Source organism: Haloferax denitrificans ATCC 35960 (assembly GCF_000337795.1).
GTDB classification, from domain to species: Archaea; Halobacteriota; Halobacteria; order Halobacteriales; family Haloferacaceae; genus Haloferax; species Haloferax denitrificans.
This window is the reverse complement of sequence record NZ_AOLP01000002.1, coordinates 23,543-49,828: the sequence shown is the minus strand read 5'-3', so window position 1 is coordinate 49,828 and position 26,286 is coordinate 23,543. Positions and strand designations below refer to the sequence as shown.

Annotated in this window: 19 protein-coding genes; 10 read left to right on the top strand and 9 right to left on the bottom strand. The window is 55.8% G+C overall.

Annotated elements, in window-relative coordinates:
- Positions 1–3: 3 nt before the first annotated feature.
- From C438_RS02370 to C438_RS02350, 5 genes are all read right to left on the bottom strand, one after another.
- A complete protein-coding gene (locus C438_RS02370) occupies positions 4–834 on the bottom strand; it encodes a carbohydrate ABC transporter permease (protein ID WP_223174074.1) in 831 nt (276 codons plus the stop codon).
- Between the two features lie 96 nt (positions 835–930).
- Positions 931–2,286 carry an extracellular solute-binding protein gene (locus C438_RS02365; RefSeq protein WP_233194410.1) on the bottom strand — a complete coding sequence of 452 codons (1,356 nt, stop codon included), beginning with the start codon at positions 2,284–2,286 and terminating at the stop codon, positions 931–933.
- 215 nt (positions 2,287–2,501) lie between these two features.
- Positions 2,502–3,683, bottom strand: a complete 1,182-nt coding sequence (locus C438_RS02360; protein ID WP_004967640.1) for an ABC transporter ATP-binding protein — start codon at positions 3,681–3,683, stop codon at positions 2,502–2,504.
- 351 nt (positions 3,684–4,034) lie between these two features.
- On the bottom strand, positions 4,035–5,372 hold the full coding sequence (locus C438_RS02355) for a sulfatase-like hydrolase/transferase (protein ID WP_167321089.1): 1,338 nt from the start codon (positions 5,370–5,372) through the stop codon (positions 4,035–4,037).
- 96 nt (positions 5,373–5,468) lie between these two features.
- Positions 5,469–6,254 (bottom strand): IclR family transcriptional regulator, encoded by a 786-nt coding sequence (locus tag C438_RS02350; protein ID WP_004967638.1) that lies wholly within the window; start codon positions 6,252–6,254, stop codon positions 5,469–5,471.
- Positions 6,255–6,595: 341 nt separating this feature from the next.
- Between C438_RS02350 and melA the strand changes: the two genes are divergently transcribed.
- Positions 6,596–7,948, top strand: a complete 1,353-nt coding sequence (gene melA / locus C438_RS02345; protein ID WP_004967637.1) for an alpha-galactosidase — start codon at positions 6,596–6,598, stop codon at positions 7,946–7,948.
- Between the two features lie 1,132 nt (positions 7,949–9,080).
- Here melA and C438_RS02340 read toward each other — a convergent pair.
- From C438_RS02340 to C438_RS18795, 4 genes are all read right to left on the bottom strand, one after another.
- Positions 9,081–10,337 carry a Cdc6/Cdc18 family protein gene (locus tag C438_RS02340; protein WP_004967636.1) on the bottom strand — a complete coding sequence of 419 codons (1,257 nt, stop codon included), beginning with the start codon at positions 10,335–10,337 and terminating at the stop codon, positions 9,081–9,083.
- A 594-nt stretch (positions 10,338–10,931) separates the two neighbouring features.
- Positions 10,932–11,255, bottom strand: coding sequence for a hypothetical protein (locus tag C438_RS18800; protein ID WP_083899916.1), 324 nt, complete (start codon positions 11,253–11,255; stop codon positions 10,932–10,934).
- A gap of 406 nt (positions 11,256–11,661) precedes the next feature.
- Positions 11,662–12,066, bottom strand: a complete 405-nt coding sequence (locus tag C438_RS02330) for an HVO_A0114 family putative DNA-binding protein (protein ID WP_004967633.1) — start codon at positions 12,064–12,066, stop codon at positions 11,662–11,664.
- A 34-nt stretch (positions 12,067–12,100) separates the two neighbouring features.
- Entirely contained in the window at positions 12,101–12,388 is a 288-nt protein-coding gene (locus C438_RS18795) for a toxin-antitoxin system TumE family protein (protein WP_082256344.1), read from the bottom strand.
- 285 nt (positions 12,389–12,673) lie between these two features.
- Here C438_RS18795 and C438_RS02320 point away from each other — a divergent pair, with 285 nt between their 5' ends.
- From C438_RS02320 to C438_RS02280, 9 genes are all read left to right on the top strand, one after another.
- Positions 12,674–12,922, top strand: coding sequence for a hypothetical protein (locus tag C438_RS02320; RefSeq protein WP_004967632.1), 249 nt, complete (start codon positions 12,674–12,676; stop codon positions 12,920–12,922).
- Between the two features lie 4 nt (positions 12,923–12,926).
- Positions 12,927–13,340 carry a hypothetical protein gene (locus C438_RS02315; RefSeq protein WP_004967631.1) on the top strand — a complete coding sequence of 138 codons (414 nt, stop codon included), beginning with the start codon at positions 12,927–12,929 and terminating at the stop codon, positions 13,338–13,340.
- A gap of 29 nt (positions 13,341–13,369) precedes the next feature.
- A complete protein-coding gene (locus tag C438_RS02310) occupies positions 13,370–15,106 on the top strand; it encodes a hypothetical protein (protein ID WP_004967630.1) in 1,737 nt (578 codons plus the stop codon).
- Positions 15,103–15,975: a hypothetical protein gene (locus tag C438_RS02305; protein WP_004967629.1), complete on the top strand. Its 873-nt coding sequence runs from the start codon at positions 15,103–15,105 to the stop codon at positions 15,973–15,975. The genes C438_RS02310 and C438_RS02305 overlap by 4 nt, the downstream gene beginning before the upstream one ends.
- Positions 15,968–17,029 carry a hypothetical protein gene (locus C438_RS02300; RefSeq protein WP_049904853.1) on the top strand — a complete coding sequence of 354 codons (1,062 nt, stop codon included), beginning with the start codon at positions 15,968–15,970 and terminating at the stop codon, positions 17,027–17,029. The genes C438_RS02305 and C438_RS02300 overlap by 8 nt, the downstream gene beginning before the upstream one ends.
- Before the next feature lie 2 nt (positions 17,030–17,031).
- Positions 17,032–18,153 (top strand): hypothetical protein, encoded by a 1,122-nt coding sequence (locus C438_RS02295; protein WP_004967627.1) that lies wholly within the window; start codon positions 17,032–17,034, stop codon positions 18,151–18,153.
- Entirely contained in the window at positions 18,146–20,350 is a 2,205-nt protein-coding gene (locus C438_RS02290; protein ID WP_004967626.1) for a VirB4 family type IV secretion system protein, read from the top strand. Before C438_RS02295 ends, C438_RS02290 begins: the two co-directional genes overlap by 8 nt.
- Positions 20,343–24,701, top strand: a complete 4,359-nt coding sequence (locus tag C438_RS02285) for a type IV secretory system conjugative DNA transfer family protein (RefSeq protein WP_004967625.1) — start codon at positions 20,343–20,345, stop codon at positions 24,699–24,701. Before C438_RS02290 ends, C438_RS02285 begins: the two co-directional genes overlap by 8 nt.
- A gap of 317 nt (positions 24,702–25,018) precedes the next feature.
- Positions 25,019–26,209, top strand: a complete 1,191-nt coding sequence (locus C438_RS02280; RefSeq protein ID WP_004967624.1) for a phage NrS-1 polymerase family protein — start codon at positions 25,019–25,021, stop codon at positions 26,207–26,209.
- The last annotated feature ends 77 nt before the right edge of the window (positions 26,210–26,286 follow it).

The window sequence follows — 26,286 nt, the reverse complement described above, 5'->3', positions numbered from 1 at the left end:
CGGTTAGTCGCGAGCCTCCAGTCTCACGTACACGACGGTGAAGGCCATCATGATGATGAGCATCACGAGTGCCATGCTCGCCCCGTATCCGAGGGCGTACTGTTCGAACGCCTGCTTGTAGATGTACGTCGACATCACCTCTGTGTTCCCGAGCGGCCCGCCGCCGGTCGAGAGATAGACGATGTCGAAGTTGTTGAACGTGAAGATGACGTGCAGCACGATCATAATCATCGACACGTACGATATCTGTGGGAGGGTGATGTATCGGAAGGCCTGCAACGGTCCTGCACCGTCAAGTCGGGCAGCCTCGTACTGGGTCTCCGGAATCGACTTCATCGCGGCCATGAGTGCAATGGCGTAGAACGGAACGTTACGCCACACGTGCATCACGACGATAAGCGGGAATGCGACACCGGGACGGCCGAACCAGTACGTCGTCTCCAACCCCAACTTCGCGAGGACGATGTTGGCCGGGCCGAAATCGGGTTGGACGAGAAATCGGAAGATGATAACCATCACGATGCCGGGAAGCACCCAGGTAATCATCGATGCGCTACGGAAGAAGCCAGCTCCAGGCACTTTCTCTTTGAGTGCCAGCGCTAATCCCAACCCGAGGAGGTACTGTAGCGAGACGGCGACGGCCGTCAGCAGAACCGTGTGCCAGAGCGCCGACTTGAACGTCGCGTCCGACAGCATCTGACCGAAGTTGCTGAGTCCGACGAACGTCATCTGCTCGGGGTTCAAAAGTGACACTTCGAAGAACGCCAGTTGGATTCCTCGAAGCGTCGGGTAGACGATGATGGCGCCGAGCATAATCACAGCCGGGAGTACCATCGCATAGCCCAACCAGGTGTCCGAGACGAACCGCTTGAACTCCGCTACGTACGGCGAGAGTGGACTAGACGAGATGTCTTGTGTGGCCATGGTGTTCTACAGTTCGCTTTCGAGTGCGGTCAGTTCCTCGTGGAGTTTCGTACCGGCCTTGTACGGGTCAGTCTTGCCGTAGGAAACCTCCTGCATAAGGCGGTAGAACGGCTCTCGGACGGGGCCCCATCCAACTTTCGCGAGTGCGCGACCAGTCTTGAACACGTCGACGAACGGTTCCCAGTTCTCGTTGTCGATGGTTGATTCCACCTCGTCGTGGACGGGTGTCATCGCGTTTCCGGGAGAGTCCTCACCCATCGCGTTCATCGTGTCTGGACTGGCGAACGTGGCGATTGCATCCCACGCGGCGTCCTTCTGGTCGCTGTGTGAGTTCATCATTATCGGTTTGACTTCGAGGAACGTCCCCTTCGAACCACCGTCACCGTAGGGGAGGTGGCCGACGCCGGTGTTCTCGTTGAGGAGCGTGGCCGTCGCATCGGTATCGTTGATGTTGGTCCCAGTCGTCCAGCCACGGAGCCACGTCCCACACTCGATAAAGGCGAACTGCCCGTTGAGGTACCCGGGGTCGTTGACCTGCCACCCGGTCCCAAGTTGGTCCGGGTTACCGAGTGGTTCGTCGGCCGCCCACACTTGGTAGTACCAGTTGTCGAAAATTTGGCCGAGCGTGTCGGCGTCGATATTCAACGCCCACGCGTCCCCCTCGGGAACGTAGAGCTGGTCCGTATGTTGATAGACGTGCGACATCCACTCTTGGAACGCTCGGACGCTGCCGTCTTTCGTACAGTTGTGGTAGGCCTGGATGCCGTCGACTTCCTTGTTGATGAGCCGACCGATTTCCTGAAACTCCTGAGCGGTCTCCGGCGGCTCCTGGCCCAACTCTTCGAGAACGTCCATCCGGTAGATGAGTGCACGGCCGTTGCCCGTGTACGGAAGCCCGTAGAGCTTCCCTTGGTACCGCATCGCGTCGAGCGCAGAGTCGACGAAGCCGTCGAAGTAATCGAGTTCTTCGACACGATCGTCAAGTGGTTCGAGATGTCCCGCCTTGATATACTCCGTCAGGTGAGCAAGGACACCCTCGATGACATCGGGATCGCCGGTCCGAGCACCCGTGAGAAACTTTTGTCGGAGATCCTCGTATGAGAACCGCCCGATAGTCAACGGTGCGTCGCCCCGAGCGTTGTAGTTCTCTTTGAACGTGTCCTTCCAGATGGGAGGTGAGTCGTCGTTGGGGAAGGTGTACTCCCAGAAGAGCACCTCATCCCCGCTTGCATCACCGCTACTGTTACTCTGGTCGGTAGCGGTGTCCCCATCGCCTCCGCCGAGTTGCCTGTCGCCTCCACTATTACCGCCACCCGTACACCCCGCGAGTGCGACGCCTGCGCCAACACCGAGGCCCTTCACGAGTGAACGCCTGCTCAAACTAGATGAGTTACTCTCTGTCATGGGATGAACCCTACAGCACACATTAGACCACCATTATTTATAATTTACTAATGGGCACATATTCCACAGACATCGGCAACGGCGGTGTTAACTACACTATCGGGAAGAGAAAGTTCGCTCCAAGCGACGACGCTTCGCTAGCAGAGTGATCTACTAGTGACTGTCCCGCAGCATCACTCGGCTCCGACCTCAACGCTGCCGACGTTGTCGAGACCAACGAGTGCGTCGATATCACTAGACTCGGGTGGCTCGCGGTTCCGAAGTGTCTCGCCCGTCTTCCCGTCGAAGAGATGAATCCGGTCCTGCGGGAACTGAACGGTTAGCTGCCTCCCCGGTTCGATGACGATGTCTCCTTCGAGCGTTGCAGTATACTGCTTGCCACCGATTTGAAGGTAGACGTAGGTGACATCGCCCAGTGGTTCAGTTACCTCCACTTCCGGCGACAACGCGTTGTGTGTGCCTGCTGGAACCGCTTTGATATCTTCAGGACGGATACCTAGGGTGAACTGTTGTCCCGAGCTTTCGATATCTGCGTAGACGTCATCGTCCAATTCGTAGCTAAAGGCGTCGTGAACGAGCGTTGGCGTCTCGCCGCTCGTGTCGAGTTCGACATCGAAGAAATTCATCGACGGTGAGCCAATGAAGCCGGCGACGAACTGATTCTCCGGCTGGTGGTAGCATTCCAGCGGAGTCCCAATCTGCTGCAGTTCACCGTCGTTGAGCACGGCGATTCGGTCAGACATGGTCATTGCTTCAGTCTGGTCGTGCGTGACGTAGATAGTCGTCACGTCGAACTTCTGCTGAATTTTCTGGAGTTCCGTCCGCATCGTCGTCCGGAGTTTCGCGTCGAGGTTCGATAGCGGCTCGTCCATCAGAAACACTTCGGGTTCACGGACGATAGCACGACCAAGCGCAACGCGCTGTTGCTGCCCCCCGGAAAGGTCACCCGGCTTCTTACCGAGCAGATCATCGATACCCATCATCTCGGCCGCCTCGTGAACCCGTTTTCGAATCTCGTCCTTCGGGAGGTCAGTCGTCATCTTTAGCCCGAAAGACATGTTTTCTTCTGCAGTCATGTGCGGGTACAACGCGTAGTTCTGGAACACCATCGCCATATTCCGCGCCTTAGGCTTGTTGTCAGTAACTGCCTCGCCGTCAAGTACTAACTCACCAGATGTTGGTGTCTCGAGACCTGCGATACATCGTAGTGTCGTGGATTTCCCACAACCAGAGGGACCGACGAGAACGATGAACTCGCCGTCTTCGATCTCCACGTCGAAGTCGTCGACAGCAACGATATCTCCGCTATTGTCGTGGAACACCTTCTTGAGGTGCTGAACGTCTAGCTTACCCATACCACGTCCAAGATTGTTATTCGTGTTAAATCTTGCTCTCGTAGGAATTTCTCCGGTAAGCCCTCTCGGCAAGACAGAGGGCAAGCTCAGAGCAGTCGGGTGACTTCAGAGATTGACCCCTAAGCTGTAGCAGGCGGACTCAACGGCAGAACTCGCCCCCACAATATTCTATGTTACATGAAACAGCCGCGGTTGGCAACAGTCAACTCATCGGGATGTGCCACCTGTGCCTATCTCTGGCCGATATCGATGGCATTGAGATTTTTATATATCATGAAACTAAATCAAAGACCGTTTCGAAGACAAGCCAATTGGAGGTATCGAGGCGAAAGAACACCCAACAGAAGGGGGTCAGTAGTCCTGATATCCGGGGTTGGAGACCGGATCGATAGTCGGGTCTTCACCTTCGACATCACGGATATACTCAAGCAATCGGTCTCTGAGCCGTTCGAAGACGGCTCTGTACTCAGGCCGACCGACGAGGTTGACCTGTTCGGCGGGGTCACGCGCGAGGTTGTATAGGTATCTCTCGACGTAGTGGTCGCTCGACTTCTCTGCTTTGCCCCCGCGCCATCCGGTCAACGTCGGTGCGGAAACTCCCAGTTTCCAGCGGTCCGTTCGGATTGCTCGGCCGATTTCCGAGCCACTGAGCTGGATGAACGCCTCACCCATTCTGGGGTGGTCGTCGTCGAGTAAGCTGTGGCCGTGCATCGACTCGGGAACGTCATTGCCAGCGGCGTCGAGAATCGTCGGTGCCCAGTCAACAAGGCTGACGGTCCGTTCAACGACGCGTCCAGCGTCGATTCCCGGTCCATGGAGGACAGCTGGGACATGGACTGATGCATCATGGCAGGTGCGCTTATACTCACCGGGGCGACTACGGAAATGGCACCCATGGTCGGATGTGAATGCAACTATCGTCTCGTCACGAACACCTGTGCGTACAAGCGTATCAGTAAGTCGGCCAATACACTCGTCTATACGTTCGACTGCGCCGTAATAGTCCGGCAGTTCGTTGAACCAGTTTCCTGGCCGGTCACGGAGATCCGGCGGAACGTACGGGTTGTTTCTATAGCGTTCTGCGTATCCCTCAGGGGCGACGAACGTCTGCTGGTCGTTCTGGTCGTGTGGCTCCAAGAAGCCGACCATCAAGAAGAACGGTTCCGAAAGCGTCTCGATTGCGTCGATAGCGAAGTCAGCGAAGGCGTCCGCACGGTACTTATCGAACGTCACGGGCTCGCCGTTCTCGTCGAACAGCATCCCTTCCGTAGGCTGAGTCATGAACTCGGGAACATCAGCACCGATCCAGAAGTCCTCGTAGCCACCACGGTGGGACGTTGGCACCGGTTCGTCAAATGTCCCCGCCAGATGCCATGACCCGACGAAACCCGTCTCGTACCCGTTCTCAGCGAAGTAGTGTGCGAGCGTTCGTTCCCCGTCAGCAAGTGGAAGTGAGTGACGCCAAACGCCCGTCTCAGTTGCATATCGACCAGTGTGAATAACCGATTGCGACGAACCACAGACCGGCTGTGGAGTAACTGCATTGTCGAATCGAAGACCCTCGGCGGCGAGTTGATCGATGTTCGGTGTGAGATCCATCGGAGAACCGTGCGCACCAACTGTGTCCCACCGGTGTTGATCGGTCACGATCATGAGGACGTTCGGTCGATCAATCGAATCATCAGCCATACGTCTGCTTTCGTTAGTTGGTATTATATATGTGTGGGCATGGCCAGAATTGTGTTCGGATAGAGATTACAAGCATATGAATGTAATTTTGTCAGACTATCTGAACCGTAGTTTACTCTCGATAGAACTCACCGTACTCCCGAGTAAGTTCTTGAACTCGGACATGTCTGTCGTATCCGCATTAGGGTCGACCGGCTTTTTGATACCTACCGCACAAATAGCTTCGTCGTCATCGTCCGTAACCGGAGCGGCGACCGCATGCCACTCTTCGAACTGCTCACGACGCGAATGGGCGGCCCGTCTGTCCCGCACAGACTGCAGCTCTGACTGGAGTTCCTCTGGGTCCGAAATTGTGAACGGCGTCAGCGACGGAAGCGTCCGGTTTTCCAACCACGACTCGACAGTTTCTGTCGGTTGGTAGGCGAGAATGACTTTTCCCCCAGCGGTAGCGTGGAGGTGTGCTCGCTCACCCTCTTGATGTGGTGGAGTCGTCGCACCCGAGGGGACAATCTGGGTGAGGTAGACACCAAACCCGTGTTCTGGAACCATGAGCGTCGTCACACCTCCAGTCGTCTCGGCTAAGCTTTCGAGTGAATCGTAGGTCTGGTTATAGAGATTTCGCTGGGAGCGGGCAGCAATACCTAGTTCAAGAAACCCCAGGCCGAGACGGTACTCAGATCCATCTTTGTCGACATACTGGATCGACTGAAGCGTGTTGAGATGTTTGTAAACGGTCCCCGAGGCGAGCCCTAACTCTTCGACGAGTTGCTGGACTGTAGCACCGTCGCGGCGTTTTAGAGCCTCAATGATACGGAAACTCGTAACGGTCGTCGTCGCTAGATATCCATCGTCTTGGGCCACGTCAAAGCGGTTGGTTGTCATAGTTCAACTCACGGTATCATCACACATAGATGTTTTCATGATACGTGAAATGGCGTCACGAAAGATGTTACGGGCATTTCACCGCCATCAATCCACAAAGCCCGAAGAGAGCACCATTCTACACCATTTATACTTATTAACTATTTTACGGTTCATGAAATTGATGTTCCCACAACCCGTTGTATCGAGGTAGGGGCCGCACGCTAAGACCCATCGGGACACACTCAGACAGTACGTGTGCTACCTTACACCACACGCGTCCCTAAGACTCGATAAGTTGTAGTAGAACTGAGGGCGGCACGGCGAAATACTTATAACAAACCCAGAGACACGTAGTAGCAATGCCAAAGATTGCCCTGATCGGAGCTGGGAGTATGGTATTTGCAAAGAAACTCATCGGCGACATCCTCTCGTTCGACGAGTTGTCTGACAGCCATATCGCGTTGATGGACATCGACAAACATCGACTCACACAGACGCAACGTGTCGCTGAGGCGATGGTTGAAAACGAAGGACTCGAAACGACTGTCTCGGCGACACTTGACAGACGTGAAGCCCTTGAAGACGCGGACTACGTCCTCAACATGATCAACGTTGGTGGGACTGATCCCTTCGAAAACGAGATCCGGATCCCGGAAAAATACGGAGTGAAGCAAGCAATCGGTGACACGACTGGACCGGGTGGAATCTTCCGTGGCCTTCGGACGATTCCGACAATCCTCGACCTCGCGGACGACATGGAAGAGCTGTGTCCCGATGCTCTTCTACTCAACTATACGAACCCAATGGCCATCCTCTGTAAGGCTGTCTTTGACGCGACTAACATCGAGGTCGTTGGTCTCTGTCACTCCGTCCCGCACACCGCCGAGGCAATAGCAGAATACACGGAAACGCCACAGGACGAACTCGAGTACTGGGTCGCCGGCATCAACCACATGGCTTGGTTCCTCACCTGCGAACACGACGGAGAGAGTCTTTATCCGGCACTCGAAGAGGCCTACGACGACGAAGAGACGTACCGCAAGGACACGGTCCGTTTCGAGATGATGAAGCACTTCGGCGCGTTCCCCACGGAATCGAGCCATCATATGAGTGAGTACCTCCCGTACATCCGAACAGACGATGCACTTATCGAGGAGATGGCCGGGACGAACTTCGCCGAACGGATGCCAACCGCGACGTACCTAGAGGGATGGCTTGCGCGGTCCGAAGAGCGCGACGATCCCGAACTGGACGTCGACCTCAACGAGGTTAGTGTCGAACGTTCCGAGGAATACGCGTCCCGGCTCATCCATTCGTTGGAAACGGGAACTCAACGCCGGTTCAACCTCAACGTGTCCAACGAATCGAACGCCATTGAAAACCTTCCTGCAGACGCTTGTGTGGAAGTTCCGGTCTTCGTCGACGGTACCGGCCTTCACCCAGCCTCGGTTGGAGAGTTGCCGACACAACTTGCCGCTCTGGACCGCCAGCACTCTGCAATCTACGAACTGGCGGTGGAAGGTGCCTTAGAGGGTAACCGCGAGAAAGTCCACCAAGCAGTAAAGCTCGATCCTCTGTCAAGCGCCGCTTGTTCACTAGACGAACTACACGAGATGACCGAAGAACTCATCGAGGCAAACGCAGATTACATCCCGGCCCTGGAGTGGCCGAGTAAACAAAACCCGGAGAGAGCAGTCCCCGCAGATGACTAATCGAAACACAGCGTAACAGCGTGAGTCAGAGGCAGTACACCACTGGGTACAGTATTCCGATCGGTGGTGCGTGTCATCTCCACGCATCGGTTCTGGCTCGGAACCCAGTCCGTTGAAGTGGACCCCGGTCGACAATGTGAATCTCAGTTCGTCGATCGGTCGGTCTGCCTGACTGGCTTCGACAGGTCAACCGCTGCAGGGTGGCCTGCCGAGGCCGATGGAACAACGGATGTGGTGACCCTTTTTGTGAAGGAGGCTACACGTTCGAATATGTTCTACCCTCTCATGAGTCGTGGGAGGATGGTTGGATATCCCCACAGATAGAACTGTATTATATATACAAGATTATGGACATCAGGATCCATTCGAGACATTATCCAGTAGAACTATCTAGGAATCTCAACTAATAGAATAGCCATAGTTAGAAATTATATTGGCTATTGACAATCATGCAGCAACTAGAATGTCTAAATAGCCACTATATTTACATAAAACTCAATTACTGAATTGGGTAAAACTCCAAGAGTTTGTTGCCAAATATTCAACATAATTGTATAATTTATGAAATACACGACACATATCATTCTACGGAAGCTCAACTCACATTAGAATCACACACACAGTCAAGATAACGACACTAAGATTCGAATCGCCGACAATGGAATGGGAATCCTAGACGACGAAAAAGGTCTTGCGTCGGGTATAGATCGAAAACGTACAGTTCCGGTATGTGCCCTCAACGTAACCTCGTCGATACCTTGATTACCACTTGCTACTGCTTGGTCATGAGTTAACCAACATTGATAGGTCACATTACTACTGTTGGTTAATACGGCTACAGAAAACAATCAGCGAGCAAAAATTCCAACAAGTCACGATTTTCCAATCACCCTATCAATTGATCTAAAATATTCAAATCAAATCAGTCATCAGATAATTCGTCAGACACACCACTATTGCCAGTAAAAGCGGCAGACATAGAGAGGATCAAATATACTGGCAATAGTGGTTTAATCAATATCTCACAGATATCAGATACAATAGTAAACTCGACATCGACAGGTGAAACTGGCAACAGTGGACAGGTTATTGGCAATACTGGCAGCGAGGGTCACCCCGCAAGAAAAGGGGGCTAGTCTAACGTCCCGTTCTTTTTCGCAAGTTCACGGATGCCTTCTAAATTCCCAAACTCACTTTCTAGTGCATCCAACGCCGACGACAGCGACACGTCCAAATCGTACTCGTTGTAGTTTCCTCGGCCGCCACTCGAGTCAACCAACTGCAACACACCATGGAGGTTCAGATCCGACAGGTGGTCATGTACGCGCCGACGCTTCAACGGTTCTTGCCCATTTTTCCTCGCAACCTTCTGGTACCGGCGATAGATCGCCTTTGTCCGTTCGGGCGTTTCTCCTCGAGCCGCCAGTTGGCACACCGTCAACAACACATGCTGCCCATGTTGTGTCAACGAGTGCATTCCTTCAACGACCTGCTGGCGCTGAATCTGGAACTCCCCCTCGCGGACGTGTTCCTCTGTTACAAACGCGTCTCCACCGGCCCGCGCTTCTGACTCCGCAATATCGACTGCCTTCCGCAACAGTCGAAGTGCCTGCCGAGCCGATCCAGAGTCTCGTGCTGAAAACGCGGCACACAACGGAATCACATCATCTTCCAACACATCATCATACAACGCAATCTCTGCTCGCTCGCGGAGGATGTTTTGGAGTTCGCCAGCATCGTATGGCGGGAACAAAATCTCCTCCTCGCAAAGTGTGTCTTTAACTTTCGGGGACAGATTATCGCGGAATTTGAAGTCGTTACTGATGCCGATGACGCCCAACTTCACGTCCAGATCCAATTGTGAACGTGCCCGCGGGAGCTCGTACAGAATATCATCGTCCGATCCGATGTTATCAATCTCGTCGAGGACAACCAACACGGTCCCCCCAATATCTTCTAAGTCAGCGTAGAGCTCACGAAACACGCGCTTTTGTTGATAGCCAGTCTCACTGATCGGCATCCGTGAAGACGACACATTTGTTAGTGGGTGATTCGGCTCTCGAATCTCGTTCACGAGGTTCACCGCGACTTGGTACGACGTGTTGCAGCCAGTACAGTTCAATTCGATAATATTCACGTCGACGTCGTCGTACTGGTCAGCTGATTCCTGAAGTTCTTTGAGTAGATCGTGTGTAGCCGCAGTCTTCCCGACACCCGTGACCCCGTACAGAAACACGTTGTTCGGCTGCCATCCTTGAATTACCGGCCGGAGGGCTGCCGCGTATTCGTCGAGTTCAGCGTCTCGTTCCTCAAGAGTCTCAGGCTGGTAATCGTCTCGCAACACGTCGTTGTCTCGAATGATGAATGACTCCCGAGTGAACCGGCCCATGGATTGGACGATGTTGCTATGTGTGATAAAACCACGGGTGCCAGTATGACCAATAACCACACCCCCGTTGCCAGTACCGCCAATATCACGGTAGCTTATAAAAGACACTCTCTCCACTATTGCCAGTATTCTCTCGTAGGTGAGGACCGAAGTCCAAAATGAGGTAATTAACAGAGCTACCGAACTATATCTACAGTTGTACTTTACTGATTATTTCCTAGTAAGGGTTTGGTTTTACTACTATTGACATAAACCTATCGCTTAATCAGTACTGTAACGAGTAGTCTTCTACTCGTTCGAGTGGCTTTACTGGCAAATGTGGTGTGTGTGTGATATTTAAAACAAGTGAATACTGGCAGTACTGGCAACGGGGGTCTCCCGAGAACAAACCTTTAACGAATCTGCCCCTCTGGTCTCGGGAGTTCCCACGCTTATGCCAGGTTTACTGGCAATAGTGGACTGGTTACTGGCAGTACTGGCAACACCGGTATCTCAACCAACCATCATGACGGGCTGGTATGTACAATACGAGAGCGGTACTATCTGCTTAGACCAGTCTAAAACGTGAGCAGATTACAGCCATGGAAGTCCTTCCTACTCATCGGGGTTGACTGGGCCTTTATATTTGGATTTGATTTTGTCACCTTCTCGCCACTGCCAGTAGTAGTAGCGATTATCGTTGATCTCCTTGATCGTAATCGTCGCCTTCGTGGGGACATCGTCTGGAAGGTCGTCCGACCGTTCTTCGAGTTCCCCTTCCGGTGGCTCTTCCTTGAGACGAGCCTCGCGCTCCTTGTGTTCGGCCAACTCTTCGGCATAGCGGGCAACGTTTCGAAGACAGTTCGGTGATGATTTATTGAGGGTGGTGACGACTTCTGTGGGGAGATTCGTCGGCGGTGTCGGTGGTTCGTCAGACATCGGCTGCTGCCTCGTGTTAACCAACAAGAGACGCTAATCAATAATTTTGTTGGTTAAATTGATGATGTCGACTTCCTGCTTCGCGCTAGGTTACAACGTGCTGCGACGCATCGTCCAACATTCGGGCGCAAGCATAGACCTCCTCGTGGACAAGTAGCGCCAGTTCGTCACTCTGGGCGACAACTTCGTCGCATGAATAGTACTCTGCGAACACGCCAGTTGAGCCATCGCTATCCTCAAACTCGATGATTGAGGTATGCCTCAATCTCTTCGCCACAGTCAAGACATCGACCAAGTATCGTCGAATCACTCGTCATAGGGGATTGTGGAGACGCATGTGATACTGTTCTGTTGTAGATAGAGATGAAGCCACTTCACGAAGGAAGTAGAAAGTTGAGTACGTTCTTCACCCTTGTGCAGCGACCTCGGTATCGTCAGTCCCAACGCCAAGGTCGTACTCTACGTGGATATCGCTGTACCAGACGACCGGCCGCTTTGATCGGCCATCCTGCTCAAATTCGACAAGTCCGAGTTCTGCGAGGTCGTTGATAGCGTTCGAGACGTTCTTGATGTCACGATCAACGAGTCGTGCGAGCTCGCGGAGACTCTTCGGTTCTTCGCGGGCAGTAGTCCGGATAAGTTCGAGATTTTTTTCGCTCAGAACACGTGCAAGTGCAGCCTCGTCTGGAAGTGAGACGCCAGTGTGGTCATCAGTCAGTTCACCAGCGTCGGCTTTCGCTGCGGCTTCGAGTGCACGGTCGAAGAACTCGTCGTTCGATTCGACGCGGACGGTGAGTGTGTTTTCGGTCATGGTTTGTTGGTTGGTGTAGATGGCCCCTACTGGTTTATCGGTGTGTTTCAACTTCGTCTTGGAAGCGTCGAAGTAGTGTTTCTACCCCTGGGAATGGGATTTCTTCGACGGTATCTCCCTCGTGTCGTTCGTGTACACCGTGATGGTTGTCGTAACGAACGATAGGATCGTCGCCTCCCTTCCGACCGTAGTGAAGCCCGTATTTGACACCTTCTGGGAATTTCTCCGATTTGGGAACGCTGAGGATACGGATATGAATAATTTTGTTATCAAACTCGCGGGTGTCTTGATACAGAACTTCGACTTCATCGGAGGGTGGCATCTACGAGTGTTGGTATGTATGCCAACATAATAAATATGTTGGTGGCGGAACCAACAGTATCCTTCGAAGTTTGGCATTGAAGAGTGAGTTCTCAGTTTCGGCGGGACAATATCTCAACCAGTATGGATTGACAGCAATAGTCTGGTACCTATCTGCCTTAGGTACTCTAGCACCTAGTTTGGCATGCTACCACACTTCATATCGGCCAGTAAATATATAATATTCCATCAATCTGGTTGACATGTACGCACCGCAAGACAATCGGTGTGGAACGATACCGAACACATGATCTCCCGCTCAGTCACCGTCGAAGACATCGATGAGTTGTTCCTCAGGTGGAACGACCATCTCAACGCATCGGCCCTCTATCGGCAAGCCCTCCGCGACGAGATGCAACTTCGCGACGTTGAGCCGCACGAACTCCGCGCACAACTCTCCGAGGCGCGTGAGTTGGGCTACTCGCTCGATGAGATTGCAACCATGACGAGTCGCTACGCCGACCTCCAAGCGCTCGTGTACGACCACACCGAGTGACCTCATGTCTGACTCACACTCCCCTACTGACGCTCGCTCCACCGACCAGCGACGGCCCTCCCGATCCATCCTCCGACACGTCGCAATCGGAAGCGTCCTGTTCACGATCGCTGCTGTCCAGCCAGTTGCCGCACAAGACAGCGTGGTCTGCAGCGCTGAGAAATTGCCGGGGATGGTCGAGGGCTTCTTCCAGATTACGACGACACTCGGCTTCATTGGGTTAGCAGTCATCTGGCAGGCCGACTCCCTCGCTGAGATCTTCACCGCCAGCCCCGAACAGAAAAAGCGACTCAAAGTCCACAAGCGCGCAGCACTCAAATCCGCCCTCATCTTGGCGGTGCTCGGCCCGCTGTACACCGTCGTAGCGTCGATTATGGGGCTCCCACTCGGGGACTGCGTGAACCTCACTCCCTGGTAAGCGCCCCACCAATCCACCTTTGCCCTCCCATGAAGCATCGAGTACCCTCCGTACTGGTAGCCGCGTTGCTCGTGTCGAGTTCCATTATCGGCCTCGCCACGGCACAGCCCCCGAGACCAGGGACTGAGACAAACGGCCTCACGGAAAACGAGTCGGCAACGCTCTGGTCTCGCGATAGCGACCGCTACGTCAGCCAACAGGCCTACCAGCAGCAGTACGGCGACGACCGAACGGCACTCCACCAACTCGCCAACGGGACTGACATTACGTTCACGCGCCCGCCGGCGACGGCCGCAACGTGGACGCGCAACGACTTCGCTGATCTCGACGCCGGCGGGCCCGACACGTCGACTTACCCGCCTCATGCGTCACTCGAAGATGGGACGTTCATCGACGATGCGCACGCGACGATTTTCGCAGTCACCCCATCGACGCGTGGCCATCTCGATGCAGGTGAGACACCCCTCTATATCGCTCCTAACGGGACAGTTCGTGGCCTCGTCGATTATCGTGTTCGCGTTCCAACCGGGAACGAAACGGGCAATCAGACCGTCGACTGGGCACTCGTCTCTCACGAGATTGAGAACACCCGTCTGAAAATCGATGGCATCACCGTTGCCTCGACTGCTGGCACTCACACGCCAGAATTACAGTATCACACCACTCACTCGTGGAGCGCGAATCTCACGCTCGAAGCGACCATCTCTGTCCGCCTCAAGAAGACCGTCGAGACGACGGTTGGTGGCGAATCCGAGGCAACAGTCAACTACCGGACGGAGACACGAACCGTCTCAGATACACTCGATGCCGAGATTTACGACCTCGCGGCGTACCCCTACTACGCGCAGTACCCAAACGGGGATACTGGCGTCGCGATTTTCCAGTCCCGGCCGTGGCAGGGCTATACGCTCACCGACGATGAGACCTCCAGAGTCCGTGGTGTGTGGCGGTTCTACACCGCTCGCAACACGAACTGGGACACACTCGTTACGTCGACCGGGACGTCGACAACTACGGAACAGTCGGATGCGATTCCCGTGAGGGTTCACGCGTATCCCTCGCAGATCGGGCCGCGAGCAGAGCCCGTTCGTGATGGACCGGATATCATCGACACGTGGGGGGCTGACCGGGCGTCACCCCGTGAGACGATCGGCGAGAACGTGACTGTCGAAGTCGTCAACCAGTCGTACACGCCCACGTACGGGCTGGCCGTCCGTGCAGAGTCCGTCGACCGGGAGGCGCTTCGGGTAGGCGGGATCGTTCGCGGCGTGAATGCCACGATTGTCGACCCCCAAGTCGGGTCGGCGCGACAGCTTCGCGAGAGTAACCTCTCTGTTGAGCTCGTTTCGCAGACGACGTCGAACGCGACGCTTCGAGTTGAGTTGCGCGATAACCAGACGGGTGCGCCAATCGCGTCGAATGGGAGTGACCGACAGTACCCGATTGGCGGGCCGTCACACAGCGGCTACATCACGGTGGGTGACCAGCGCGTTGAGACCAACGAGAGTGGCGTCGCAGTCGTCACACTGGACGAGCCGGGGATCTACACGGTCCGTTACCACCCCGGCACGTGGCTTGGCCACGACCCAGCATATGTGGGCGACACGGCCTCCGTTCGCTGGCACCCACTCGGGACTCTCGACGGCTGGGTTGCGTTTGTGTTCGAAGTCGGCTGGCAGGCGATTCCGTTCGTCGTGACGTTCTACGCCGGTCGCCGGCTCCTCCGCATGTTTGGACCGACAGATAGCTACTACCGAAACCAATGATTCCAACCGATTCACCGATTGACAGACGTACCGTCCTCCGAACACTCGGCGGGGCCGCACTCGCGAGCGTCGCTGGCTGCCTTGATGGTAGCCGTAACTCGGACACGACGACGCCCAACCAGACGTCGGCAACGACCGAGCGTGCAGGCCCGCTTTCACGCATCGCTGTTGAGGAGCAAGCCATCGTTGTGGAAGTTGATGCTGACGCGACCGTTGAACAGGTGAACCTCATTCAGCCGAATGGGGAACTGTTCGGGAAGCGTGGGCTTGCCGCCGGCGCACGACAGGTTTCGTTCGAAATCGGGACTGCCTACGAGCCTGGTGAGTACCGTATCGTCGCGTTAGATGGTGAGGAGACTGTTGCTGAGGGTTCTCTTTCGATTCAACCGGACCTCAGAATCGTCGAGATGGGGATTGGGAGAAATCAGCCAGAGGAGATGTGGAACTCTTCGGGTGACGAAGTTACTGATGAGGCGTTTGTGACTGTTGAGAACCGTGGAACGGGGCCAAACGCAGTCACGAAATTACTCTTCATCGGAGACGTTCCGTATCCCTCCGATGAAGAGGGGACGAACTACGCCAACCATGACGATGTTAGTGGGATCTATGACCCCGAGTCTGACTCTGAAGTAGCTGAAGTTATTATTCCAGCCGGGAAGCAACTCACGATTTACAGCTTCCGGTCTCCGTTCGCTTTTGTTCCCGGTTCAGATATCTCGTGTCAAGACGGGGAGCAGAGTGGTGAGTTCAACCTCATCCTCAAAACACGTGTAGCTGCTTCTGAGGTGTCTAAGACCTACAACGTTCAGTATACAGACTCGACTAGTACTGAGGGTTGCAGTATCTCCATCGGAGAGCACGATGGTTGATCTAATTGACGTTGTACTTGAGGGATTCAAAGAGGCGCTTAGCTGGTTGACTGGCCTGTTCATGCGGGGTCTGAGAACTGGATATCAGTCTCTCACGGAGGGTATGTTTGGAACTCCGACTCCACGTACTGATGGGCCGATTGTGTTTGGAACAGCGTCTAATGGGCCGTGGCCTGCGATACAAGACGCTTTAGTTGGCGGTGAGATTATGCTGATCTCGCTGTTGTTGTTGGTAATGTGTGTTCAGGGGCGTCATGCGCTCCGAATTTTCAATATCGGGAGTGCGTACGAGGCAAGACGCACTAAGAAAACTGCGTGGGTTGGTGCGCTCCTCATCGTATCTTGGTACTGGGTTAGTATTCTGTCCCTCTACCTCGTTGACGGTTTCACGATCGCCTTAATGCCGAGTCTGAGTTCACTTGGAGACACGATGTTCGAACTTCTAGAGGTGTCGCTAACTAACCCAGTTCTCGCCTTTTTATTCGGCGTTGCTGGCGGACTGTCAATGTGGTCTCTCGAGGCGTTCTATTACATCCGTGAAGTTCTCATCTATGTTTACGTGTATGGGATGCCGATTGCGTTCGCCCTCGGTTACGGTAACCTCCCGGTCATCTCTGATATCGCAGTTGGGTTCAGCAAACGGTTTGTTCCTCTTGCAGTTCTTCCTCTCCCTGCAGCAGTCGTATTCAAAGGGTACGACCTACTGTTCTCACAGAATGCTCTTGCTCCAAGTAGTCCATTCTTGAGGTATCTTGTAGCAACGTCACTTCCGCTAATCGCGCTCTATCTCACTTGGAAGACGTTCACGTACGCGACACCCCTCACCGCGAAGGTGATTGGTGGTGCAACGCGAGGCGCAGCCCTCGTCGGCGGCGTCGCAGCCGGTGCGTATGTCGGTGGTGCTGGCGTCGCGACAACCGCCGCCCGGTGGGGGCCGAAAGCCGCCGCCGGTCAAGCCCTCGCCCAGCGAGCAGCCGCACAGCGTGACTCGACTGATGACAGCGACGGACTGCCATCGTACCGGCGGACCGAAAACGAACCTCGAACCCGCTAACTATGTCGACAGACCAAGACACAGCCGCTCGGCGCATCATGGACCAGTTCGGCGAAGCGAGTCGCATCCCCTACCTCAACATCGAAGAAGGTGACGTCGGCATCCTCATCGCTCTCCCCATCTGTGGGTTGCTCCTCGCCGGCCTCACGGGCATTGAATCACTCGCCGTCCCGCTTATCGCAAGCGGCCTCGGGATGGGCGCAGCCATCGTCTACGTCACCCCCGACCATCTGAACGCGTGGACCTGGACGAAAGACGTCTATCGCTACGCCAAACGGCCCCGCATCACGTTGAGCGCGCCAGCCCAGCCAGACAGCCAGACGAACGAGACCGTGCGCAACGAGGGCGGACTCGCGAACTACACGCCATTCACGCCGGACGAGCGAACCCAAGACCTGACGAATATCGAGCGAGCGTGGCCCGGCGCCGGCGCGATTCAGCGGACTGACGGCGCGATGGAGGCGTTCATCGAAATCGACCCGGGGAACATGGACTTCGCGATGGCCGACGACTGGGCCCAACTCCAGGATGCCGGCGCCGAGTTCGCCAACAAAGAACTCGACTCGAAGCTCAAATTCCACGCAACAACCCGGTCATTCCCGGTCGAACAGATCACCGAGACAATCGAGGAGCGACTCACCGACGAGGACGTCACACAGAACCCGATCTTCCGGGAACTCCTCGAGGAGTATCGGGAGACGCGGCCCAAAGAAATGCGTGACCGCGGCATTCAGCAAGTTCGGTACTACATCGGCGTGGAAGTCTCGCCACTCGAAGTCTACGACCGATACCGTGACGAGGGAACGCCGGCTGAAAAGCTGACGCAGTTCCCCGTGATTGGCATTCTGTTCAACCCGTTCGTCACACGACGAGAGGACCTCTCCGACGTCGAACGCCGCGCCCAGATGTTCGAAAAGCTCGATGACCGGATCACAGACGTCCGTTCCGAGTTCATCCAGCAGGCCTCCGGCTGGTCTGCCCACCGACTCAGCACGGTCGAGTTGTTCGTTCTGAACATGGACTTCTGGAACGGCGAGGAACACGATTTCGAGGCCGAAGCAGACGTGATTCGCGAACAGCCAATTTTCAGTCGCTCACGCCGGGAGGAGGCGTTCAATGCGTAATCTCCCGTTGCAGGCGAGTCGTGATATTCTCACGCAGCTCACCCAGTGGGCTCAACAGCCGACATCCCCCGAAGGTGCAGCGCTCTATCTGGGGATCATCATGCTCCTCGGCGTCGGTGGGACAGTCCTCTGGCAGCGGTACCGCACCGACGACGAGCCGGAAGTCGACTTTTCGGATGTCCTCGACGAGGAAACCCTCGAAGCGGGTGACGCGGAAGGTCAACTCCTCGACGACATCTCGGAGTCACACAAGACGGCGACAGCACCGGCGGCAATCGAATGGGAGACACGAACTGCCCGTGTCGGTGAGCAATGGACGACGACGCTGTACATCGCTGATTACGCCGACTACCCGAATGACGGCTACCTGAGTGACCTCTTCGAGTTGACCGACGTCGAGTTCGACCTCACGGCGCACATCACGCCGAAGAACCAACAGCGAGCGCGAAACGAACTGCAGGATATCGCTGACGACCTGCAGGTCGACGCCGATTTAGAACAGAGCGTCCGGAGTGAGTACCTCCAAGAGCGAGCCAACGAGGCAGCGGCGACGTACAAGGCCGTCGAGAGCGGTGCGAGTGTGTTCGACCAAGGGCTATTCGTCACCGTCCGCGCCGACGACACGGACGACCTCCGAGATGCCGTCAGAGCAGTCAAAAGCGCGCTCCGTGACGAACCGGCGAACCTCACGCCGAAGACGGCTATCTGCCGGCAGGACCTCGCGCTCCAGTCCGCCGCCCCAATCGGCGACAACGTCTTTGGTCGGGAGTCGATTGCCCTCGGCGGTGCTGTTGGTTCCCTCTTAGCGTCGCCACACAACGCGACGATTCTCGAAGAAGGGGGCGTCGAGTTCGGGATTCACAAGGACAATCAGAGTCCGGTCGTCATCGACCCGTTTGCCCGCGATAACGGCTATGCGATGTTTACTGTCGGCGACACGGGCTCTGGCAAATCGTTCGGTGCGAAAGAGAACTTCATCCGGTCGATCGAACAGAGCAAGGACCGCATCGGGATCATTCTCGAACCGCTCAACAACTGGGCGGGCGTCTCCGAAGCGCTCGATGCCAAGCGCATTACCGTCGGTGGGACGCTCGGACTAAACCCGCTCGAAATCCGCCAGACGCCCGAACACGTCCAGCGGGCGATGGGTGAGGACGCGAGTCCGTTCAACGAGAAACTCGACGACGCGATGAGCTTCCTGACGAATTTCTTCGCTCTCCGTGGCATCTCACTCGGCGACCGGCGAACGACGCTCGAACTCGGTCTCAGACAGGCCTACGAGCGTCATGGCATTACTGATGATATCACGACACACGGCAACCCGAGCCCGACGATTCGAGACATGTTGGACGTCTTTGAAGAAATGGTCGACGACCCCGAGTCGTTCGTCGTCCGGTCGGATGCGGAAGCCGAGAAACTTAGCGACGATGCGACGTGGTTGATCGACCAACTGCGGCCCTTCGAGGACGCAGGCCGCTACGCGAACCTCGGGAAAGAATCGGAGTTCGACATCCGTGACGAGAAAGTCATCTATCTCGACCTCGCCCAGCAAGAAGGCAGCGTCGACAGCAGTACGGCGCTGACGATGCAACTCCTCATCTCGCTCGTCTACGAGCGAGCGAAAGAGACGGACAAAGAGGTCGTGTTCGTGATCGATGAAGCGCGGTACATCATGCAGGACGCCGCGAGTCTGGCGTTCCTCGAAACGGTGTTCCGACACCATCGCCACCACGACCTCTCGATTCGACTCGTCACCCAGACCGTCGACGAGTTCTTCGAGCACGCTGAAAGTGAGGCTATCCTCGACCAGTGTGCCGTCAAGCAGTTCCATCGGCTGGATGGGATGGACGCTGAGTGGGCCGACGAGTTCGGCCTGAATCACGCCCAGATGCGGTACGTACAGGATGCGGTTCCCGGGAACGAAGACGCCGGCTTCTCTGAGGCACTCGTTGGCGTCGACGGCGAATGGCGTGGTATCAGAGTCGAAGCGATGCCAAAAGAGAAGGAAGTCATCGACTTCGATCCGACCGAGCAGCGCCGGGCGTCGCTCCCCGGAGCTGGTGGGACGGCAGTCTCTGAGGATATTGAGACCTTTCGGACGGAGTTAGCGCAGCAAGCAAACGGAGAGTCACAAGACATGCAGACTGATTCAACAGCAACTGACACCGACCAACTTGGAGGTACCGACGATGCCTGAGCGTGCGTATCTTCGCGTGACGCCCACCTCAGAGGAACTCACAGCCCGCGGCATCCCGCAGACGATCGAGAGTCTCCACAAACTGACTCCTGACAGCTCGGGGTTGTGGTCGAAACTCAACCCGTTTACATCCGCGACCCCACCGTGCTTCGAGTTCCTCGCACTCAGTACGGGGCAAGACGCGCCGGTTGAGTTCTACTATGGAGCCGACGACTATCTCGGCACACTCGAAGAGAGACTTCGGTCGATCTATCCGAAGACGTTCGACATCGAGCGTGTCGAGGTGGACGTCGCGTCGAAGTTGATTCATCCGGTCGCATTGTCTCACGAGGAATTTGTCGAGCGGTACCAGCAGGGTGACCTGCAGTACGAGTTCACCGACGACGAACAGTATTCGGCTGCAGATGGCGACGCCGACGCGGATGCGACGCCCGACGGCGGCGAAAGCGCTGTACACGAGTCTGAGGGTTCACCGACGGACGTTGCCGACGAGGTTGGCGGCAGAACGGCGGACGGACTGGTGTCGATTGGAGAGACAGTTGTCGAACTCGAAACGACTGATTCGCTAGCAGACGAGGTTCCACCCACGTCGGTCGAGAAGCCGACAGTAGCCGCAGACGGGACGATTCTCGCCCGCCCCGCGGTCGACACCGTTTCACCACAGGGCGTGCGGTGGTGTGGGTCGGCAGTTCGGAAGCAGGATTGGATGTCGTCGTTGACACCGCTGACTGCGACGCCCGACGAGAGCACGCTGCCAGCGGTCGACGAGCCGGGAGCTGTGCTTGCGTCGCTGATCGACCACCTGAATGATGCACGCGAACCGCTCGCGTTCCAAGTCGTGTTTCAGCGCCGGGAGAGTTGGCAAGCGGATGCGGAACTCCGCAAAGAGGACTTGAATGATGGACGGGACACGCTCTCGCAGAAAATCCTTGGCGACCTACTTGACCCCGAACTAGAGTATGAGCGGCGGACTCGTGACGAGTTGAGTGACATCGTCGTCAAGCGACTTGACGCGATTGATGCGGTCAATCCCAAGCGCTCGTACACGACGAATATCCGGGCGATTGGTGTACCAACGAGTGAGGCTGGTCGCGACGCCCTTGATGACCGCCTGTCGTCACTCGCGCCGGTCTTTGACCCACTCGACGGCCCGTTCTACGAGATCGAAGCGACGCGACTTCGAGACCGTGGCTTCCGACAATCGAAGAAAGAACAAAACGCGCGAGCAGCGCTCAAGCGACTCCTTTCGCGAGAGGTAACGACTGGACGTGGTAAGACCCGGCCGGAGTTGGTTCTCTGTGGGGCCGAGCTTGCGAACTTCGTGGTTGTCCCTTCGTCGGAACGATTGACAATGGAGGGTTCTCGTGGGACGCGTGCTGAGCAACAGAGCCGGAACCCGCTTGCCCGTCCGAATCCGGATCTCATGAGCGAGTTCCGTGAGGGCATGGCAATCGGCTACGCGCTTGATGAGACTGGTGAAGCGGAGAAGCAACCGACTCGAATACCTCCCGGACTGTTACCGACACACTATGGCCGGTTTGGGACGACTGGGGCCGGTAAGTCCAAGGCACAGATCAATGAACTCCTCTCACTCTACGAGACGACGACTGGGCCGTCGATTCTCATCGAACCGAAGGGCGACGGTATGGCGGAGAACTACATGCGTGCGCATGCTGCGCGTTTCGGCTTGGACGACCTCAGAGAGAATGTTATCTACTTCTCTCTCCCAGACGTCCTCCCCGGCTTCTCGTTTTTCAATCTCGAGCCGTCGCTTGAAAACGGACTCCGGCGGGAAGACGCTGTCCAGCGAAAGGCCGACCACTACGAGGAAATTCTGAAACTCGTTATGGGGGTTGACCGCTACGAGCGGGCGACAGTCGCACCTGGGTTGATTAAGTCGCTGATCAAAGTGTTGTTCGATGAGACGCATGGTCGCGAAAACGGCCAGTATCGCGAGTCAGCGGACTACTTCGCTCATCGGCAGTTAGAGTATGCGCTTGATCAACTTTGGCAGGCAGGGCCACCCCAGCCAGATCTGAGTGCTGCCCCGCAATCGAGTGACGAGGCTGTCTCGCGGTCACTCCGACGACAGTTACAGGCAGACAAGACGACCTTCTCGAATGTGTTGGGTGGTGTCGGCAATCGTCTTTCAGTTATTTCGGATGACACACACCTGCGTCGAATCTTCAACAACACCGAGCCACGGTTTGATTTCCGCGATGTCATCGACGACGATACGGTGATTCTCTTTGATCTGGGTGATCTCCGTGAGGATGCTGCTCGCGTCATGACCGGTGTGATTCTGACCAACCTCGAGGACGCTCTGAAAGAAGAGAACCAGGATGTCGGTAAGCGGCCGGACGATTACGTGGTTAATCTCCTGATTGATGAGGCAGCGTCGGTTGCTGTTTCGGATGTCATGAATACACTACTCGAGCAAGGGCGGAGTTTCCGGCTGTCAGTCGGGCTCTCGATGCAGTTCCCCGAGCAAATGAAAGCGGAAGGGGGGCGGCGCGCCTATCTCAACGTCCTCAACAATATCGGGAGTCCGATTGTGGGGAAGATCAACGTTGACCGTGAGCTCGCTAGGGCGATGGCTCACGAGGAAATGGACCCAACAGCGTTCGCGAACCGAATCCGGTCACTTCCGCGTGGTGAGTGGATTGCGAATCTTCCAAGTCCGATCTTCGGTGAGACTGGGCCGTATCCGTTCAGTCTCGCTCCGCTGCCGATTCCGGATGGGCATCCTGAGAGCGACCGTCCTCTTACCGAAAGTGAAGAGTCTCGGTTTAGTGAGACGCTCAGTCGGATGCAGGGCCGCGTTGACGAGACGTACGGCGTGACCACGACTGAGGCACCGGCGACAGAACTCCCCGACGAACTCAGTACCACGCTTGACATTACTGATGGGGAACTCGACACGGCTCTTGCGAAAGTCGTTCGAGCGGTGCAACTTCGGCTGTCCGAACGTGAGGCAAACGGCTGGGTTTCAGTCGAAACCGTTGATGATGAACTCCGCCGTCTGTGTGACGAATCAGGTGGTGATGCACCGACGTACGACGAACTATCGACGATTCGCCAGCGCTCTCGCTTCCTTGAAACGACGGTTCACCTCGACCAAGACGAACTCGTGATTCGTCTTACTGAAGCGGGCGAAGCGATTGCTACCCCCGACACTGGGGCAGTCCAATCTGCTGGTAGTTCGAAGCATGACGCTGCTCTTGCACAGATCGAAGCAGAACTGACGACCCATGGCTGTACAGTATCGATACTCAGCCAAGACGGGAGCGAGAAACCGGATGGGCGTGCGACGCACCCTGCGTTTGACGCTCCGTTTGCCATCGAGGTCGAGACGACAACGCCAGGGAAGCCTGCGAAAGTCCTCACGAACCTCCGCAAAGCACAGGAGGCGGGGGAAATCCCGATGTTTGTCGTTCGGGCTGGTGAGCCGGAACCCTACTGGGCAGAACGTGTCGAACAGGTGCTGTCGCCACCGCTTCGTGAACTCCAGTCAGGAGACACGCGGTTCTATACGACTGATACAACGATCTCGTTCAATGGTGGTGCGAGCGAGGAGGGTGGTCTGACGGCACTTCGACCCGTGTCGCCTGAGAGCGCACAGACGATCTGGTCACGAGTCGATGGGGATCTTGTTTTGGAAGACGGTGCTGGGGGTGAACTGCTTCGAGTTGAGTCATTAGACGAACTCTCGAAGAGCCGACTGCCTGCGGTTTACAGCTATGATTCGGTGGCCGATGAGTACGTCGTCTACGCGGAGGGCGAGCAGTATGTCTACGACTCGAAAGAGGCGTTTACTGCTGACTGGACTAAGCTCAAGCGGCCATTCGTCCCCGAAGATGAACTGCTGTATCCAGGATTCAGTAGTGAGCAGTATCTTATCGTCATTCTTCGGAACGACGGTGACGCAGTAATTTATCGGGACGGCACAGTACGGCCCTTGAGTGACCTCTCGGAGCTGGATCTCGTCGCACAGCCAACCCGATCCAATACCGCAGTGGCCGAAAGAGCCGCAACCCCCACATCAGACGAGTCGGACGAGTCTCTGGTCGACGTATCGGAGCTTGCAGACGACCCTGATGCTGTTGTGGGCCGCTTCGCAGAGGAGTTCCTCCGTGAGACAGCCCACGGATCTGTCTCCTCTGAACGGGTTTACAACTGCTATCAGTCGTGGGTGACTGAACAGGGGCTTTCACCGGATTCAAAGCGGTGGTTCACACGCCGGCTGAGACAGCACGTCGAGTTCGATAGCACGGTCAAGAAAGACGGGAATGCCACAACTCGTCATTACGATGGGCTCGCCCTCACTCAGGAGGAATTGTCTAATGACTGATACTGGTCTGTCAGCGTTTGTCCCCGGTCAGACGAACAACGGCCGATTCAGCCAGAAACCGGTTAAAGGAGTGTTCAGACGGATGGTTACGACAGGTTACGATAGTCCCATCCAGAGTTACGACAGCCGTTACGATAGAATTCGGATAATAGCGGGATTGAACGGTGTATTTTGGACAGATTCGGATTGTCGGTTACGACAGAATCCGACTAGTATAGACAGGGGGGACCCCGTCGGAACTGGGTATTGTCAAAGTGACCAGACAATGCAGACGTATTTGGACTCTGAGATGACTGCGAATCAGCGAGGAACAACGAATGTGTGATGAAATTGACCTCGATATAGACCAGCTGCCACCCGAACTTCGCGAGCGTGAGCAGTGGGTTTGCTGGCGGAGTGAGATGCGAGATGACAAAGCGACGAAGGTCCCCGTCAACCCTGCGACTGGCGGCTTCGGTTCGGCAACCGATTCCGTGACATGGGCTGATCTCAATACTGCGGTTGCGGCCGTCGAGTCAGACGACGCTGATGGGATTGGGTTTGTGTTCACCGATGACGACCCGTTTGTCGGTGTGGATTTAGACGACTGTCGAGACCCTGAGACGGGTACGATTGACGACGACGCACAGGCGATAATCACACAGCTAGATTCCTACACGGAGGTGTCGCCATCGGGAACGGGTTTCCACATCCTCGTTACAGGAGAACTCCCTGCAGGGCGGAATCGCCGTGGAGGAGTCGAGTGCTACGATACAGCGCGCTTCTTTACAGTAACCGGTGCTCACGTTGCGGGGACGCCGACAGAGATCGCACACCGGCAGGATGCACTTGTTGACGTCCATCGTGAATACGTCCAGCCCGACACCGAGCCGACAACGGAGCCACCGAGCTCAACACCATCCGCAGAACGCGATGACGCGAGTGAGCCTGCCCTCAACGACGAGGTTGTGCTGACAAAAGCGAGGAAAGCAGCGAACGGTGAGAAGTTCGATCGACTGTGGCGAGGGCAGACAAGTGGGTATGAGAGCCACTCGGAGGCAGATATGGCACTTTGCTGTCTGCTCGCGTTCTGGACGGGCGGGGACCACCCACAGATGGACCGCCTCTTTCGGGAATCGGGGCTGTATCGCGAGAAATGGGACGAAGTCCACTATGCAGACGGGTCGACATATGGTGAGAAGACACTTGAGCGAGCAGTCCAGCAGACGTCGGAGTTCTACGACCCAGACACGCAGCCTCGTGAGGACCACGAAACTACGACGGAACAGAGTGTGGGAACGCAATCAACGCAGGACAAGGCGTATCTCGCCGAGAAGAACCGGGTGTTGACTGAGCGAGTTGAAACGCTCGAGGCAACCCTCGCGGAAAAACAGGCGTACATCGAGGAGTTGGAAGCGACTGTTGACCGGCTTGAGCAGCGTGTCGAAGTAGCACCGCGTGACCAGGATGAAGATCCTGACACGGAATCTGCGTCAATGTGGGAGCGAACACGATCATGGTTGAAGTGAGACCGTGTCACCGCAACATGGGTTGATAGTGAGATACTTCTGCTGACGACGCAGCCCTGTTGAAACTCTCTCCTTCA